Source organism: Halopenitus malekzadehii, from assembly GCF_900108505.1.
Taxonomy (GTDB): Archaea; Halobacteriota; Halobacteria; order Halobacteriales; family Haloferacaceae; genus Halopenitus; species Halopenitus malekzadehii.
Window position 1 is genome coordinate 111,639 of the sequence record NZ_FNWU01000005.1, and the last position, 15,995, is coordinate 127,633.

A 15,995-nucleotide genomic window follows, 5' to 3' on the forward strand; every position below is an offset into this window, starting at 1 on the left:
GGGTTTCGGACCGATTAGCAGAGAGTGTTGACAGAACAGAGGTCAACCAATAATCCGACCCCAACGACCTTATGATATACCCGATGGGATCGGTAGATATGCGCTGGTTCGTTCGAGGTCTCATATCCGTCATTCCTGGATTTTTCGTCGGGTTTTCTGTCGCGTTCGGCGTCACCCCCGACCCGACTGGCCTTTTCCCGATCGTTGTTGGATTGATTCTAACAGTCGCGTTGACCACGGTATTCTACGTTGGTATTGATAAGGTAACTCCCACCGAACCGGAGTAGCCGTCGTTGTGTTCGTACGTCCTAGCGACCAATGGTTCAGCTTATTTTGTGTCTGAAAATGCGGGTTTCAATACAGTCTGTGGATACGTGAATCGGGACTTCCCACTCAGCAACCGCTTGTACGCCGACCACAGCTTCGACTGAACCCTACTCTCACGATATGTCGTACAACCACTCTGGCGACTGCTCGGGCACCGCTCTCGAAGCAAGAATAACACTGGCTACCGCTGAGCAGTAACTAATTTACTGATTGTCTATCTTCTCCAAATATGAACGGTCGGCACACCGCTACTGCTCTCCTAAATATAGCCCGACTCGAATTCCGCCGACACCGTCGCTCGCGCGGCACGGTCGGAACACTCGCTGGTCTCACACTGTTCTGTACGTTCTGGAGCGTCCACAACCTCTCTATCTCGGCGTACCCCCCGGACGCGTCGCTGAGAAACGACGGCGTGTTTTCGGTCGTCGCTCCTAGCCAGAACGTCCTGCTCCTTGATGCTGCCACCTCGGTCTTTGTTGGCCCGCTATTGCTCTGTGCCGGTGTTCTCCTCGGCGTGGGTACTGTCACGACGCCCCGTGCCGAGGGGACACTACGGACGATTCAGACATTCCCGTACAGCCGGCGGAGTGTGTTCGTTGGTCTGGTCCTTTCTAGGGTCGTGGTCATCGCAGTCGTCGTCACTGTTCTCACGATCTGTACCGTCATCGCTGCATCTCTCGCTGGGGTTCATTTATCTTGGGCGGTGGTGTTCGGATTCGCCGTTCTCCTAACGTTCCATGCAGCAGGCGGTGTCGCGGTTGGCGCGATGGTCTCGACGCTTCGGACCGAGCCCATCGCGGTGTATCTACTCGGTGTCGTCGCTGCCGTCGGCCTGTTAGTTCTCGGCGGGGTCCTCTCTTCGCAGTTCATACAGGCCGGCGTGTTCGCGCCTCGGACCGCCTTCCACGTCGCGCTGGCCGGCCTGCATGAGGACTGGATGACGCTCTTCCAGCAGGCGCTGGCGGACTCGACGGGCGACGTTCGACCGCTGTTCGGCTCTATGGTGGCTAGAATCCTTGTTTTGTGTGTATGGGTGGTGGTGCCGACACTGCTCGGGGCCGTCGGCTACGAACGGGGGGACCTTGACCGATGACAAACGCATCCAACGATTGTACACCTGCAGTCATAACAGACGGTTTCACCAAACGGTTCGGCTCTATCACAGCCGTTGAAGGGCTTGAGATGACGGTTCCGGCCGAATCAGTATACGGACTGCTTGGCCCGAACGGGGCAGGGAAATCGACCACTATCGACGCTCTGATCGGGCTCGTCCACGCTACCGAGGGGACGGTACGTATTCTCGGAATGGACGTTCGCACCTCGCCGGTCGAGATCCGCCGGCGAACCGGTATCTTGCCGGACGGGTTCACGCCGTACGAGCGCCTGACCGGCCGGGAACATCTTGACGCCGCCGCCCGCGCCAATGGCGTGACGATCGATACTGACGAGGCGCTAGCGCGGGTCGGACTCGCTGACGCCGCCGACCGCACCGCAGGCGGGTACTCGCAGGGAATGAGCCAGCGGCTGGGACTAGCGATGGCACTCGTCGGCGCACCCGACCTGATCATTCTCGACGAACCGGCGGCCGGACTCGACCCCCACGGAATCGAGATGTTGAGACGCATCGTCCGAGAGGAGCACGCTCGTGGCGCGACCGTCCTACTCTCGACACACCAACTCGCTCAGGTCGAAGCGGTATGTGATACGGTCGGCATCATCGATGATGGCCGGCTTGTCGCAGAGGATTCTGCGGAGTCTCTCCGGCGCACCGTCGGGACCGAGGCGACGCTCCGCGTCAGGCTTACTGGATCGATCGACCGTGCCCGCAATCTCCTTGGAGAGCTTAACGGCGTGACTGGAGTGACTAAGGATGGGGACGTACTTGTCGTGCGGTGTGAGGCCGAGCAGGGAACCGCCGGTGTCATCGCCGCACTCGAACGCTCGGACGTGGGACTTGAATCGTATGAAAAATCGCTTCCTGGTCTCGAACAGGTGTTTGAGGCCTACACAGACGAGCAGTGATCGACCGTTCGTCGGCTCGTCGACTGGCGGCACAGGTGGGTCACGTTGCACGACATGAATTCTTGTGGCTCCGGCGTGGCTGGACGGTCCCAACCGTTGCCGTCCTGTTCGTTCTCTCGATTGTAAGCGTCGTTCGGCAGGCTGATCCGCCTGGAGCAGGGGGACAACCGCTCACGGTCCTCGCACTGGTCCCCAACGGCGACCCCCTCTCATCGACCGCGGTCGTTCTATTCACGCTCGGTCGCGTGCTGACACTTCTGCTCCCGCTCGTCGTTGTCGTACTCACAGCCGGAACGCTCGCCGGCGACACTCAGGCGGGTCGGCTCCGGACACTCCAGACGTTCCCGGTCTCGCGTTATGCTGTCGTTGGTGGGAAGCTCCTCGCCCGGTCGGCCGTTGTGGGAAGCGTCGTGGTACTCGGTCTGATCGCGGGCGCGCTAACGTCGTGGTTTCAGTTCGGAGTCACCGATCCGGTTAGCTACAGCTTGTTCCTTCTCGTCTCGGTGGGGTTTGCACTGTCGTTGACCGGAACAACGGTGGCCGTCTCGACACTGGTCGCGGCGCGGTCTCAGGCGATCGCTCTCTCGCTAGGTCCTTTTCTCGTCTTCGCGTTCCTCGGAGTCGACCCGGGTGTCCCGTCGGTACTCCGAACGGGATTTCTCGTCCAACCCTACCAACTCTTGGTCGCGGGCACCCACAATCAGCTCGTCGCTATCCCGCGGGTGATGGCAACTGCTCGCCCGCAGGCTCCGCTCGGTGGGCTTGTCCTCTCCGACGGAGTTTCGTTCTGCGCGCTATTCGCGTGGCCCATCACGCTCATTATACTCGCAGTGGGTCGATACTGTCAGCGGGACTTGTAGATTTTCTAGTCTGACTCGACGTATGAGATACGACTTACCGTCGTCTCACTTATATTTGGTATGTACTGACCGATCAATCCGTTGTGTATGCGTCGCTCCGTGACGAGCACGACGGGACGACCAGTCAGTAAAATTCCGAATTCATGATGATAGCGTATCCACTATACCCGCGTTATCTTCTGACCCTGCCGGATGTCTGAAGGTATGTGAGGTGACCGGGTCATTAGTTCCTGTCGAGCTCTGCGGTGACTAGTACCATCCCAAAGACGAATAGTCCGTAGCCTGCGATTCCCGCCGCGAACGACTGCTGGAACAGGCCGGCCGTACTTCCCGCACCAATCCCCCCGCCAAGCATCCCAATCTTCCGTGATGTTCCCTCGCCAAACATCGTTCGAATCGTCTCTACGTTGTTGAGCGCGAATGTCGTCGTCGTCCCGTATAGGAGTGGAATCATCACCACGAGACCGAGATGACCGTTGTCGACGACAAACGTCAGTGCCATCACTCCGATCCCGACAGCAGCCGAAAGGGTGTACCGAATGGACCGTCGCATAGTGGGGTTTCGTCTATGCCTTTCTTTACTGCTCTGTTGATTAGCAGTGCTGATCAAGAGTGGTCGGAAGTTGAGTCGGTTTATGAGTGGCTACCGCTACTGGTCTCCAGATTGGTCTCAATTCACAGCGGTTCAGAAGCCGCTATTCAACACAGCATTCTTTACGCGGTGTCAGATTAGCTGAGGGACTATCGGATATTGCCACGCTCGGCCTTGATACGCTTTTATACATGCTATTACCGCAAAGCAGATTGTTGCCGTCGCTATGAGTAGTGCCATTGCTACACCGGCGAGTTCACTTACTCCGAGACCAATTATAACGACCAAGATCGCTACCAAAGAGATCGGGATATGCCAATTTAATGCATTAGCTGCGTTCGATTTCGTGAACTCATTATCGGACGCTAAATATACAAGAGCAAGAGCAAAAAAGCCAAACAAAAGGCCAGCAATATGAACCAACGCTGCAATAGTGGTATTTTGATTGCTATGACTCTTCCTTCCAGTAACGTTCGCTGTCATGAGTACACTGTTTATATTTACTAAGACGAAAAGAAGGGTCAGGCACGGTTCCAAGTTATCGAACTGTGAATCACCGCTTATTATCTGTCCCAATGTGGGTCTGAATGACAATAGCGAGTAGAATGCGCCTAATAAACATATAGAGACAATGACCGATGAGGAGTTGAGTGATGTCTTGAAGATCCTAGGTGACGAACATTCGAGAAAAATTCTACAAGAAACAATGAAACGGCCAATGTCAGCTGATGAATTGAGTGATGTGTGTGATATATCACCACAGTCGGTCTATCGTCGGACAGACAAACTCTCGTCTTATGGACTTTTAGATACAGAAATGGAATATGACGAAGACGGCCACCATTTCCAGACTTATACCGCCGATCCAACTCAGATTGTGATTGGTATCTCTGAAGAGAATGCTGATGTGACTATCAGTAAACGGGAAAAGATGACCGACCGTTTTAGCGAATTTATTAACCAAGTGAGAGATCAATGATAGAGGCTGATTTATCACACCCAGTTGCAGTTGTTGGGTTGGCCTTTTCTATCGTAGCCCTTGTACTCGGTATCAGTACTGCGTATCTTGCTGTACGTGGCTATCTTCGGAATGGTCAACGACCGATGTTATTCATTGCTGCTGGGTTTGTTTTGGTACTCTTGACACCATTCCTGTTATTATTCGTAATCATAATCCCAATAGCAGACGAAGTTACGTTTTATGCAGTTAGTGCTATCAATCAGACTATCGGGCTATGTTTGATATTATATGGTCTCTGGACACCACGTACTTCCAGTATATCTAAAAAAGCATAGTTGAGTCTATTCAAGGGAATTGAATCTCTGGCATAAGCCTCGGCTCACGATACGATGCCTTGGACGTAGATGTGCGCGTAGGCGCTTGCCCACACGATTGAGAGTAGTTCACTGACACTCGATGAGATGAGGCTCAAAACGGGGTTCAACGAGGCCAGACTCATCCCCATCTCGGGGAGATATGTTGGGAGAAAGAGACTAGCTGCACTTCCAATAGCGATCACCCCGATAAGCATGAATTTCCCTCGGTAGTTCGTCGTGATGCGCCAACTCACGCGGAATGATTTGAGCGGGCCATACTGGCCGATGACACACGCTTCAAGTGCGAACCAGACCTTGTACAGGAGAAACAGAAACGGCACGGCAAAGGTGATTCCACCGACCGCTGCAACGACGGGGAAACTGATCATATCTACCGGCGTGACCGGGAGCACACCGACAATAAGGAAGAGTGGTAGTGCTACGAAGAACGGAACTGTCATCACCAAAACCACGGTGAGAATGACGACTCCGACTAGTGATGGCGTCCGAGCGAGACTTCGATGTAATCCCTCACGTCTCGTGACGGGCTCACCGGTCAGTTCGCCGGCGACTATCGTTCCCACGTAGGCACGGATCAAGATGATGAACGCAAACGCCGTCAGGACCTCAACCACGCCGATTACAGGCATCGGAAGCACGTTGATACTGTCCGTTTCGAGCAGCCGTCTGGCCAAAATGACCACACCCGCGAAAACGACGATTGACGGATAGGATCGAAACAGGCGAACGGACCAGACTAACGCATCGAGAACGCTTCGACGAGTTGCGGGTATCTCGATGTTGCGGCATTCGAGACAGCCACAGCCATCGACATCGTCTCGGGCCTTGATCGTCGGTGCCACGTCACCCGTGGTTGTGTCGCCGGCAGTAGAAGTTCTTTGGACCGGTGTGTCGGTATGTTCGCTCATTCGGCAGTAACGAACTGGGAGATAGATTCACCGGCGGCAAGCAGGATCGACGGTGGGCCAAGCAGTGAGGCGAAGGATTTGAACGCACGTTTGAGACTCGGCCGATCGTCCTCGGTGCCGAGAAAGAGCAGTGTCGGATCTTCAGATACGACGTAGACGCTCATCTCCCGACCTTTCTCCGAATAGCAGGTGTCTGTAACTTCGATCACGCCGGCCGATTCGAGATTCTCCAAGTGGTAATGGACGTTCTGCACGCTCTGATTGAGCTGATCAGCGATCCGTGACGGCGTTGCCGGCGTTTCGTTGAGCAGTCGAAAGATCTCGTAGGCAGTCTCGGAAGACAATACTTCGATCACGTCTCGCGTCCCGTCGTCGTCGAGACTCAGGACGGCTGGAGTATCGCTTCGTTCAACAGTAGCGTCAGTTTGTGTCGGAAGGATTCGTGACATAGGGTTGGGCTAGTTTCGGTGGGCGGCAATCGCGGGGATCTGTTCGATGGCTGTTCGAAACTATCGTACGTAATTGTTGGTGGATGGTCATACTGAGTCCTGACTATCAGTTGAGGCAGCGATTAATCGCATATAGTAGGCCGTGTACACCGTGTAGAAGTACGCGAAGCCGACCGTGGAAAGAGCGATCCCGATCGGGAGCAGAACAGCGATCGGAATCCCGAGATCGATCGGTAATACGTCAGCCGGGCCAGCGTCCGTCATCGTCAACTGGAACAGGTATTCGGGAATGAAGAAGACGTTCAGCAGGACGAGCCACGCCACGGAGAATCCAGTGACGCTTTTCAGATTCGAGCGAACGAGTCCAACGCTTCTCCGGAACGCATCAGTAACGCTCTTGTTTTCGATGACAATCGCCGTGTCGTAAAACTGCACGAACATAATGACAACGAGGATCGACACGAGCCAGATAAGCACAGAGATGACGCCTGCGACGAATGCAGCCATCTCGTGAATCACGGTGAGCGCCATCGATCCGATACCGAGGATAAACCCGAGGAGCCCAAATCCGATCGCGGTTCCAAACACGAGTAGCACGAACACCACCGTTGCAAGGAGAAGCCGAAGGTAATGAGTCCGGGCTACAGTGAAAAAGTGGGTGAGCGATGCGTCTGTGCCGTCGATCGCGGCTCGGGCAGTGCCGATGAATCCGCCGATAACGAACGGAAAGACGATCAGCCAGGCGAGCGACACGCCTGCCGAGAGATATGGCGACTCGATAAGGTGATCGACGTATTGCAGCTGGCTGCCTGCCCCGACGAGCAGGCCAGCGATGAGCAGGATCGGATTCGCGCGGAGTGCGGTGAATCCATCTTTAAATGCGGAGACGATGACCATCGTATCTACGGGGTTACCACTGTCATATATTAGGTCAAACGTAGTATCAAAACCAGATTTAACTATTTGAGCCCTTCTACCGCCTGTTTCGCGGACACGACGCAAAGCACAGTTTCGATTTGAGCTATCGGGGTTTTGAAGAATTCCGCCCAGCGACAACTGGCTACTCGTGATACTACGTCAGTATCGTCTATTGTTCGACCAGTTCTGTGAGACAGAACCGTTTCGAACCCCACCGATGAGTAGTAGATGTGGTACATGAGTGATCACTATACTCGACGGACATTGTTGACGGCACTCGGGGCAGCGGGAGTCACAAGTGTTGCTGGCTGTCTCTCGTCAGGTGATAGTCGTTTTCGATTGAGTGCGTATCCAACAGAGGATCCGTACGAGGCGTTCCTACTGACAGATCCAGCGGGACACCGAGCCCAGTTCGCTATCGATTACCCTGACGAGTACAAACGTGCAGTCTACGACGAACTGCTTGCGAGTGGCTCGGTTACGGTGCTGAACTACCAGTTGGCCTACGAGTACGAGTTCGGCTCCGAGCCACGGGAACGCCCCCAGTTCGCTACGGACGGCGATCGGTACTACCGGATCCATGTCGAGACGATTCGTACTGTCAAACGAGACTGGTGGGAGTTCTACCTCGACTTACAGGATGCGGAACAGCCCGACAGTACTGATCCGGTAACAGTACCGGTCACGTCACTGTCCGATCGTGACCAGCAGATACTCCAGCAGGCGATGGAAGCCGCAGCGGCGGATCGAGATCCGGCGATCGATGTCAGTGATCAGAAGCCAGGTTCACGCGGCGTCACGTATCACTCCCACCTCGATACCGAAGCAAGCGACCTCGTCCCGTCGCCGCCGTTCGAGTATCTGCAACACAACGACCATCTATTCCAGGCACGAGCCGAGCAGACTGCCATCCCTGTGAGCGAACGGACGTTCACAGCCGAGCAGATTGGGAGATCCCGATCGGAATACGAGCAACACGTCCGCGACACCGTTCTCGAAGTCGACTTTTCGACGGGTTCGCTCTCAAGTGAGGCGATAGAGATACTCGACACGGCAACGGACGGGCGACCAGTCTCGGGGTTCTATGAAGAGTCACCACCAATGTCGGACGGACTCGACACAGTTCTCACGCAGCTCAACGCCGCCGACCACGTACAGGAACACAGCGAGTATACAGAGTATACGACGTTTCCGAATATGTACGCGGTCTACGACGGGAGTTGGTACGAATTCGAGTTAGCTGTCTATCCCTGAGCGAAAATTCGACGACTTGTTGAAGTCCTCACCAGCTGATAGCTTTTGGTCTGGTTGCGGTCTGTACAGGTGACTTACGTACCGTTCAATTATGATCACAAACGTCTCATACGATCAAGACGAAAAACGGGTATGGCAACCGCCGAACGAGGATTGGGTTCGTGGCTATCCGCGACCCTTGACCTTCTCCTCTCTGTTCTCGGGTTTATCCTCGTCTGGTACCCGATGGTCTCGCTCGGCAATGCGGTCCTCGGATTCCCGGTTTCAACCTCGACGAGTAATCTGCTTGTCGGTGTGTTGGCACTTGGCGGCTCATACCCTATCGTTGCGGGTGATTGGTCACTTGGACAGTTGGGTGAGTATATCTTCGTCCTTATCGCCTCTGCAATCGGGTGGGGACTCATCGGGATGATAGCTATTCTTGCGTCGGGAGTGTCTTTCTCGGGTAGTAACCCCGCGCCACAAGCGGCAGTTTGGGTCGCGGCCTATCTGACTGCCTATATCGTTGTCTGCAAAAGCCAGCGGTCGGTTTTTCGCTAAGACCGGAGTTAATAAACCAGTTCCAACAACCGAATCAGCAATGGGCGATATGCACTCTTCAGCGACCAGCTGTTTCGGATGAAATATGCCTGAAGGATAAGAGTTCAACAGCAATCGGATTTAGCTTCGATCGCCAAGTGCCGCTGTCAGCGCCCGGATTTGTCCCCACCCATTGGATCGAAGCGCTGCAGGCAAGCGGTGACGCGCTCCATCAAGGGCCGTCCTCAAAGCTGGCGAGGCGTTCTCAAAGATTCCCTGGCCGTGTCCGACGAGGATTTGTTGTGGAGACAGCCCCTCGAACACGGCCCGTGGTGGTGCGAACCGACACAAGAGATACATTCCGAGCCGCTCTTCACCCACGGTGAACAGCGATGAAGTCCCGAGTACGTCGGGAACGTAGAGTGTCTCGTCGAATCCGCGATAGGCAATCGCTTCAGACCAGCCCGGAAACGGACGGCAACGACGGAGTTCGAATCCGGACGTACCGACGGTACTGGTTTCCGGTTCGATCGGAGCATCGAGTTGAGATATCGCCCGAGAGAGCCACGGGGGACAGTACACTGGTACGTCGTGACGTGCTGCGAACACGTCCGCGTCACGGACGTGGTAGTTCGAACAGACGATCACGCCGTGTACGTCCCCAAGCGTCGAAAGCTCTTCATCAATTCGTGGCGCGTCGATCGGATCGATGAGCCACACGCCGCCGTTCTCTCCAACGACGGCATGACTCGTCCGGCAACCGGTTTCGTTCGGATGTGCGATCCACCCGATCCCGTCGTCCCATCGATCGACGACCTCGTACTCCGAAGCAGGACCCCGGTCGTAGATCGGCATCGTCAGCTCTCGGGGAAGACCGTGTCCGGATCCCGAGCCTCGAACGGGCCGACCCCTTCACCCGTCGTCGCGTATCGATACAGCGCGGTCCGGACGATTGCAGATGCCGTCTGCGAGCCAACGATGGCAGCGACGATGATCACGCCACCACCGACGAGCGCCCCGGTAGCGAGTATGCCATCGAGCACGAAGAACCCCACCGCACCCAGTGCGACGCCGGGCAACGCAACGAGCAGGAAAACGAAACTCACGCCGAGCGTAGCGGAGACGCTTTCACCCCACGTGTCTCGAAAAAGCGATCCACTTCGCCGGAGCTGGCGGCGCAGACTCCGTCGCTCGTCAAGGACGATGACTGGCACGATGAAGAACGTCAGCAGCGCCCACGCGAGATTGAAGACAGCTCGCGTCAGGCTTCCGACCACGCCGAACTTCTCATCGAGGATGTACAGGACCGTCCCGAGCGTCGCAGCGACGACGGCCCACACAGCGATCTGACGGCGGGCACGCCACGCTGCGGCGAGCCCATCTCGAACGGATGTCGAGTTGCCATCAAAGAGTTGGGCCGCACAGTGTACCACAGCGGCGTTGAAAAACGTCGCAAGGCTCGATTAGATCGCAATCGCACAAAACAACGCCCCGTACTGGTAGAGCTCGTTGGTGACGAGCGACTCAATGAGTCCCTGCTGGAAGACGACCACTGCGAGAACAGCGAAGGCACTCCCAATGGCGAGAAGACTCAACACCGGCAGGAGTACCAGACTCGGTTCTCGGGTGAACACGCGCAGGCTATCACGGGTAATGTCGAAGCCGCGTCGGTATTTCGAAGCCATATTGAATCACACCAAGTTAGGGCGGCGTTGCAACGACAAAGCCGATTTCGTCCGTGGAGACACCGACGGATAATGCGTTCTCTGGATCGGTTTCTTCCCATCGGTACGTGTTCTCCAATCCGGTTTCCGTGCGGATCGTCACGTCGAGTGGCTCATTGGATGCGAGACCAGTGTATCCGTGATCGCCGTTTGCCGGAACGGATGCCGTGTCGTCGACGAGAACCTCGCTATCACCAACGGTGCGTATGACCGTTGTGATGTCCAGTTCGCGCTTCGTTTGATTGTTCACGATCAGATGCGGTGCGTTCTTCTGTGTCGTATGTGCGACAGCACCGCCGATTGCGGTGAGGGCAACGCATCCTGTGAACAGGCCAATCGTCCTTCGTCGCGTGATAGAGGGCATATGTGGAACGATCCACCAATAGCACGTATAAAAACTTGGAAGGGTCAAAATCAGCTTGAATGGGAACGAAAAGTGAAACAGATGGTGCCGGTCACGCCTGTGCGAAGTCGCTCAACGACTCGCCAACGATAAAGCCGATCGCGTCATCGACCTCTTCCATACCGAACGCGATGGCAAGCATCTCCTCGGACGTGTTATCAATGGAGATTGACTCTGATGCAGTGGATTCTCCTTGAACTTCGGACTCACTATCCAATTCGACACTGGCTTCATAGGTGCCAGGCTCAGTCCACACGTCTTCGTAGGCGGTTACACCGTCTTCGTCGTTGTTCTCGTCAGTATCGTCATCGTCCGATTCCGGTGGTAACTCAAATGATTCTGATAGGACAGACTCATCTCCCGGACCGGTGATAGTCACAGTACCGGTAAGGACATCCTCAGTTTCGTTGAAGAGATTGACATCGCCCAACGCGAGATCGGCAAGGCTGTCCACGATCGTCGTACAGCCAGCTGTGCTGCCGAAGAGTCCAACGCCACACGCGGCGAGGTATCGGCGTCTGCTGGTGCTGTTTGAGCACTGACCTAGTGTCTGGTAGAGGGTCATATACGGCATTGAAGAGCAGACGGTGTCAATCTCCGGAACGTTCAAAATCTGTTTTGAGAAACGGCTATCGTTTCCTATCAATCGCAGTGATTTTAGTGAGTGTTTCAGGAAGACACCAGTATGGCTGCCCTCCAAGCCACGCCACCCTCGATTAGTGCCGCGATCGCCGCATTTGTTGGACTTACGCTCATCGGCGGCCTCATCGGACTCGTCGGTACCGTCGTAGTTCGTCGGCTCCGAAACCCCGTCGGAAAGTACAGGTTGCTGTATGGAGCCGTGCTATTCCCGTACGCATTACTCTCGTACGGCCTGTTAGCCCTCACTGGATCTGGGGCCGCGTTCCTCACGGCGCTCCCCGCTAGTCCGGAACCGCTGGGCGGAGTGCTCTCGCAGTTCGTCACGTTCCTCGCGGCCGGCTGTATCTGGCTCGTTTCGTATCTCCCGACGGTACGTGGTGTCCGCGAAGTACGTGATCTAGAACTTTCCACTAGCACCGCGATCAGCAAGATGGTACGGTACATCGTTGGACTTAGCGTCCTTCTCACGGTCATACTCACACCGTTGCAAGTGTTCTCGCTTGAATCCTCACTACTTGCCCCAGCTCTCACACTCATCGTTCTCATACTTGGTTTGCTGTACGCGTCCCCATGGGTAATCCCGCTACTTCGTTCGACGACGACACCAACTGGAGAATGTGCCGACAGACTGGAACAACTCCGTTCACGGGCCGGTCTCAGCGTTCGAGACGCCCGAATCCTCGATACTGAAAACGAAGAAACGGCGAGTACAATCGTTCGCGGGCCACCAAACTACCGACGCCTCTTCGTCACAAGTACATTTCTCGATGTATTCGACGATGAGACAGCCACTGCGCTGCTTGCAATCGAGGCAGGGAAACTCCGGACCCATGTTTTCGAGATCAGGCTTGGTACTGTCCTCGTTGCGAGTATCGCACTCATCGCGTCCGTCATCGGTATCGGACCACAGTGGCCGTTACTCGGACTCTCACTTGGAGTGGTTCTTATCGGGTTTTGGCTTGCCCGTCGACGAATCCGGGCAGCTGACGAGTACGCTGCCGAACAGGCCGGGCGGACAATCGTCGCTGATGCGCTCATCGAATACGCCGACGTACACGCCTTAGAACCAACACGAAGGCGAGTCCCGAATCCGCTCTCTATCAAGGTGGCGCTCGGGGATCGAATCGATCGGCTTCGCACAGCCAGCGATCGATAACTGATGTGCTACGTAGAACACATAATCCAGAAAACAGGGTTCTAAGTATGCCTTCCAAGCGTGACCTACTCAAAATGGATACACCATATGATGGACCAAACTGGTCCGAGTTTCAGTGGGATCGGATCTTAGCCTTCATTGGTGGAGTCGTGATGGCTGTACTCTACCTCTTGACGGATCCATTCCAGTATTCTCCAGATTGGACTGCGGCGGCGCTCGGATCAGTCCCCGTTGGATTCCTCTTCTACAGTTTCAGCTCGCAGTCTTGGCAAACCTGTGCGAAAATCGCCGCCGGTACTGCAATCGGGCTGAGTCTTGGAACCTATTTTTGAGATCTTACCCACTGATCTCGGGATTGGTTTTCTTAGCGACCCATCCGCCGAAGAAACCGCCAAATACGCCGATTAGTGTCCCCAACATCCCCGTGGCAAGAATAAGAAAACACAGAAGCACGACCGCAAATATCTGTCCACCCTCGGAAGCCGACGTGATAAACCAGCCTCGTAGAAAGTCAGACGACCACGCAAAGGCGGGAACCGTTCCGAGGATACCGGCACCCATACCCGCTCTTTTGAAATGCCCCGATCCGTTCGCGGCGAGAAATCCGGCGAAACCACTGCCGACAATCACTCCAGAGAGGTGATAATACGATTCTGACCCGATAAACAGATTATGTACTGTCACCGCCAGAATACCGACCACGCCGCCGAAAAGCGCATACACATACGTTGGCAGATCCTCGTCGAACAACCAATCGAGATCCATACTGCCTAATTCAAAAAAGAAGCATATATTCGCTCCGCTGACTCAAACTGATCTCGAAGCTATCCATTCGAATCTGGGAGTAGATAGTAGCTTCAATTCTTGCTCACTATGTCTACGATGTAATCGCGTCTGTGTAGCCTTCAAAAAAGAATTTCAGTATCCACAGTAATGCGATGACGACACCAACGAACACGATAAGTGCCTGCGCGATGCCTTCAACAGCCTGAGCCGCAGAAAGCGTTATCCCAAGGACGATAAGGATGCCAACTGAATCTTGGAGAGACCAGCCGTTCATAATTTCCGGTACTGCTGTTTCCGTAATCGGTCTTTTGTTACTGAAGGTCGTTCCGAGGCGGCCAAGACTATTATCGAGATACACCCCACAGATACAACCCGACACTCGCAAACACGACGGTTGTCAGCCAGACTGCTTCGAGTTCAGACGCGAATGATGCAACGAGATGAACAGTAAAGAGATACCCAACAACCCCACCAATAGCACTCGCAAGGACAACAATCGAAACCGCGTGATTCACCGAAATCGTCGTCTCATCCGAGTCCTGATTTATGGCTTCGATGTCTCTACAACAGGTGAAATATCTTGACACCATTCTGGATGCGTTATTCCACTATCAGGACCCTGCATGCCAATTAATCGAGAGCGAACGCAAGTGAGATGAGCGCGCCGTTGATTCCCAGAAACCCAGTAATGAGAAGGCCCAGCGGCGGATCGTCGCTTGATGACGTAACGAGGAGCGCGAACGATCCGATTCCAACAGCACCGAGACACACCGTCAACACGAGATCGGACCACACGTTCCAAGTGTCTTCAAGTGCCGGCTCGACTCGACTCAGCCACCACTCCGTTTCCTGTTTTTCGTCCGTAGTCGGTTCCGCGCGTCCGGCCAGCCGTAGCACAGCTGTCTGCCCGCCAGCCGCGAAGAGGGCGACGATCGTGACAATCCCGATCGTCAGTAGAACCGGCAGTGAAACGAGCCCCGTCTGCGCAAACAGAAATATCAGCACGAACCCCACCCCCGCGAGTCCGGCAACGAACCCCCGAAGAATGGCCCGGATCTTCATCCTAGTCGGGAGATAGCGCCGACCAACGAGGTTAATCTGGCGGTCGATAGGGAACGGTGAGATAGTAACAGCCACCACTACTTCTAACTCGATGTCTCGTGAGTGGTCCGATATGCCCTCCACTCACATCGAGCGATCAGATTCTGGTCTCGGTTGGGAGACGGAGCTACACGGCATTCGTCGGCTCCCACACCGGATGGCGGCGTTCATCGTCACGATGCACCCTGTGATCTGGGGTGGATTTTTCATCGTGCTCCCGCTTGCGGTTCTCGGTTCGACGACTGTCATTGGCTCTCGGGCAGCTATCGCGTACGTGATCGTCTGTGCGTGCCTGTGGTTGATGGTGTGGTTTTCGAGTGCGGGATTCAAGACAAATCATTACCGGCTCAACTCCGAGCAGCAAACAGTAACGATCAGGCCTGAATTCGACGATCCAGAGACGACACAGTTCGCAGCGGCCACCGGCACCGATGAACGGACGATCGGCCTCGACACGGTAGATGCGCTGCAATTGATTCCACTCGGCCCGATCGTTGCCGCTCGACTTCGCTATCAGTCTCCTACTGTCACGAAACCGGAAGGGATCCTCATACCGCGCGGACAGGTACGCGAAATTGCGGGCGGCTTTCGGTCGTGTGGCGTGTCAGTCCCTGAATTAACGCCTGGCGATCGCCCGACGCCGGAGCGCCGGCCACTCCGTGCTGCGGCCCGGATCGCAACAACGCCGATTTTGATCGGCGTACTCCCGGTCTACGTCGTGCAGGTTCGGCTCGGGATCGACGTGTGGCCGTTTCTGTTCGGGTTCGTGCTTGTCACGTGGGTCGTAATCGTTCGACACCTAACGGTCCGGTTCGGTATTCGCCCCGAGGGAGCGGGAGTGCGAGACTGGTTGCTTCGATGGGCGATTGATTTGGTCGTCGCCGCGCTTGGCTTGGCAGGCGCGTTCGGGCTTCTCGCCCTCGTGGGATCGAGCTGACAACCGATTCTGAGGATAAAGATTCATATAATGTGGAAAGTAAACTTTACTGTAAAGTA

Annotated in this window: 22 protein-coding genes and 1 pseudogene; 11 read left to right on the forward strand and 12 right to left on the reverse strand. The window is 55.3% G+C overall.

All coding sequences use genetic code 11. The features are described from left to right. Nucleotides 1–98 precede the first annotated feature (98 nt). The 4 genes from BLW38_RS10080 (at nt 99) to BLW38_RS10095 (ending at nt 3,209) form a co-directional block, all read left to right on the forward strand. Complete coding sequence (locus BLW38_RS10080; RefSeq protein ID WP_143040851.1) at nt 99–287, forward strand: hypothetical protein; 189 nt, start codon at nt 99–101, stop codon at nt 285–287. A gap of 269 nt (nt 288–556) precedes the next feature. Further along, entirely contained in the window at nt 557–1,420 is an 864-nt protein-coding gene (locus BLW38_RS10085) for an ABC transporter permease subunit (protein ID WP_092817128.1), read from the forward strand. Further along, the gene (locus BLW38_RS10090) at nt 1,417–2,349 is read left to right on the forward strand and encodes an ABC transporter ATP-binding protein (protein WP_092817129.1); all 933 of its coding nucleotides are present in this window, start codon (nt 1,417–1,419) and stop codon (nt 2,347–2,349) included. The genes BLW38_RS10085 and BLW38_RS10090 overlap by 4 nt, the downstream gene beginning before the upstream one ends. Then, the gene (locus BLW38_RS10095; RefSeq protein WP_092817130.1) at nt 2,346–3,209 is read left to right on the forward strand and encodes an ABC transporter permease; all 864 of its coding nucleotides are present in this window, start codon (nt 2,346–2,348) and stop codon (nt 3,207–3,209) included. Before BLW38_RS10090 ends, BLW38_RS10095 begins: the two co-directional genes overlap by 4 nt. Nucleotides 3,210–3,432: 223 nt before the next feature. Here BLW38_RS10095 and BLW38_RS10100 read toward each other — a convergent pair whose 3' ends face one another. Both BLW38_RS10100 and BLW38_RS16835 read right to left on the reverse strand, forming a co-directional pair. Continuing rightward, on the reverse strand, nt 3,433–3,711 hold the full coding sequence (locus BLW38_RS10100; RefSeq protein WP_092817167.1) for a hypothetical protein: 279 nt from the start codon (nt 3,709–3,711) through the stop codon (nt 3,433–3,435). 222 nt (nt 3,712–3,933) lie between these two features. Continuing rightward, nucleotides 3,934–4,284, reverse strand: coding sequence for a DUF4870 domain-containing protein (locus BLW38_RS16835; RefSeq protein WP_092817131.1), 351 nt, complete (start codon nt 4,282–4,284; stop codon nt 3,934–3,936). A 148-nt stretch (nt 4,285–4,432) separates the two neighbouring features. Between BLW38_RS16835 and BLW38_RS10110 the strand changes: the two genes are divergently transcribed. Both BLW38_RS10110 and BLW38_RS16940 read left to right on the forward strand, forming a co-directional pair. Beyond that, on the forward strand, nt 4,433–4,780 hold the full coding sequence (locus BLW38_RS10110) for an ArsR/SmtB family transcription factor (protein ID WP_080508658.1): 348 nt from the start codon (nt 4,433–4,435) through the stop codon (nt 4,778–4,780). Then, the gene (locus BLW38_RS16940; protein ID WP_449404968.1) at nt 4,777–5,097 is read left to right on the forward strand and encodes a DUF7521 family protein; all 321 of its coding nucleotides are present in this window, start codon (nt 4,777–4,779) and stop codon (nt 5,095–5,097) included. The genes BLW38_RS10110 and BLW38_RS16940 overlap by 4 nt, the downstream gene beginning before the upstream one ends. Nucleotides 5,098–5,141: 44 nt before the next feature. Here the strand turns inward: BLW38_RS16940 and BLW38_RS10115 are convergent, their stop codons facing one another. The 3 genes from BLW38_RS10115 to BLW38_RS10125 all read right to left on the reverse strand — a co-directional run bounded on the left by BLW38_RS10115 (nt 5,142) and on the right by BLW38_RS10125 (nt 7,393). Continuing rightward, the gene (locus tag BLW38_RS10115; RefSeq protein WP_245710143.1) at nt 5,142–6,047 is read right to left on the reverse strand and encodes a hypothetical protein; all 906 of its coding nucleotides are present in this window, start codon (nt 6,045–6,047) and stop codon (nt 5,142–5,144) included. Further along, complete coding sequence (locus BLW38_RS10120; RefSeq protein ID WP_092817133.1) at nt 6,044–6,496, reverse strand: ArsR/SmtB family transcription factor; 453 nt, start codon at nt 6,494–6,496, stop codon at nt 6,044–6,046. Before BLW38_RS10120 ends, BLW38_RS10115 begins: the two co-directional genes overlap by 4 nt. Before the next feature lie 87 nt (nt 6,497–6,583). Beyond that, complete coding sequence (locus BLW38_RS10125; protein ID WP_092817134.1) at nt 6,584–7,393, reverse strand: DUF7847 domain-containing protein; 810 nt, start codon at nt 7,391–7,393, stop codon at nt 6,584–6,586. 360 nt (nt 7,394–7,753) lie between these two features. Between BLW38_RS10125 and BLW38_RS10130 the strand changes: the two genes are divergently transcribed. Continuing rightward, nucleotides 7,754–8,668 carry a hypothetical protein gene (locus tag BLW38_RS10130; RefSeq protein WP_092817135.1) on the forward strand — a complete coding sequence of 305 codons (915 nt, stop codon included), beginning with the start codon at nt 7,754–7,756 and terminating at the stop codon, nt 8,666–8,668. Nucleotides 8,669–8,800: 132 nt separating this feature from the next. Further along, the gene (locus BLW38_RS10135) at nt 8,801–9,208 is read left to right on the forward strand and encodes a hypothetical protein (protein WP_092817136.1); all 408 of its coding nucleotides are present in this window, start codon (nt 8,801–8,803) and stop codon (nt 9,206–9,208) included. Nucleotides 9,209–10,044: 836 nt separating this feature from the next. Here the strand turns inward: BLW38_RS10135 and BLW38_RS10145 are convergent. From BLW38_RS10145 to BLW38_RS10155, 4 genes and pseudogenes are all read right to left on the reverse strand, one after another. Next, nucleotides 10,045–10,623: pseudogene (locus tag BLW38_RS10145) on the reverse strand (DUF6159 family protein); the annotation flags it as partial. A 27-nt stretch (nt 10,624–10,650) separates the two neighbouring features. Then, nucleotides 10,651–10,872 carry a hypothetical protein gene (locus tag BLW38_RS16520; protein WP_245710147.1) on the reverse strand — a complete coding sequence of 74 codons (222 nt, stop codon included), beginning with the start codon at nt 10,870–10,872 and terminating at the stop codon, nt 10,651–10,653. A gap of 16 nt (nt 10,873–10,888) precedes the next feature. Beyond that, on the reverse strand, nt 10,889–11,275 hold the full coding sequence (locus BLW38_RS10150; RefSeq protein ID WP_092817138.1) for a hypothetical protein: 387 nt from the start codon (nt 11,273–11,275) through the stop codon (nt 10,889–10,891). Nucleotides 11,276–11,366: 91 nt separating this feature from the next. Continuing rightward, the gene (locus BLW38_RS10155; protein WP_245710149.1) at nt 11,367–11,879 is read right to left on the reverse strand and encodes a hypothetical protein; all 513 of its coding nucleotides are present in this window, start codon (nt 11,877–11,879) and stop codon (nt 11,367–11,369) included. Between the two features lie 120 nt (nt 11,880–11,999). Between BLW38_RS10155 and BLW38_RS10160 the strand changes: the two genes are divergently transcribed. Both BLW38_RS10160 and BLW38_RS15845 read left to right on the forward strand, forming a co-directional pair. Next, complete coding sequence (locus tag BLW38_RS10160) at nt 12,000–13,112, forward strand: peptidase (protein ID WP_245710151.1); 1,113 nt, start codon at nt 12,000–12,002, stop codon at nt 13,110–13,112. Nucleotides 13,113–13,264: 152 nt separating this feature from the next. After that, nucleotides 13,265–13,444 (forward strand): hypothetical protein, encoded by a 180-nt coding sequence (locus BLW38_RS15845; RefSeq protein ID WP_143040852.1) that lies wholly within the window; start codon nt 13,265–13,267, stop codon nt 13,442–13,444. A 4-nt stretch (nt 13,445–13,448) separates the two neighbouring features. Here the strand turns inward: BLW38_RS15845 and BLW38_RS10165 are convergent, their stop codons facing one another. The 3 genes from BLW38_RS10165 to BLW38_RS10175 form a co-directional block, all read right to left on the reverse strand. Next, on the reverse strand, nt 13,449–13,877 hold the full coding sequence (locus tag BLW38_RS10165; RefSeq protein ID WP_092817140.1) for a DUF5518 domain-containing protein: 429 nt from the start codon (nt 13,875–13,877) through the stop codon (nt 13,449–13,451). Nucleotides 13,878–13,989: 112 nt separating this feature from the next. Further along, nucleotides 13,990–14,256, reverse strand: coding sequence for a hypothetical protein (locus tag BLW38_RS15850; RefSeq protein WP_177167478.1), 267 nt, complete (start codon nt 14,254–14,256; stop codon nt 13,990–13,992). A gap of 272 nt (nt 14,257–14,528) precedes the next feature. Beyond that, complete coding sequence (locus BLW38_RS10175; protein WP_245710153.1) at nt 14,529–15,038, reverse strand: hypothetical protein; 510 nt, start codon at nt 15,036–15,038, stop codon at nt 14,529–14,531. A 118-nt stretch (nt 15,039–15,156) separates the two neighbouring features. On the opposite strand from BLW38_RS10175, the gene BLW38_RS10180 reads away from it, so the two are divergent. Further along, nucleotides 15,157–15,936, forward strand: a complete 780-nt coding sequence (locus BLW38_RS10180; RefSeq protein ID WP_092817142.1) for a hypothetical protein — start codon at nt 15,157–15,159, stop codon at nt 15,934–15,936. Nucleotides 15,937–15,995: the final 59 nt, after the last annotated feature.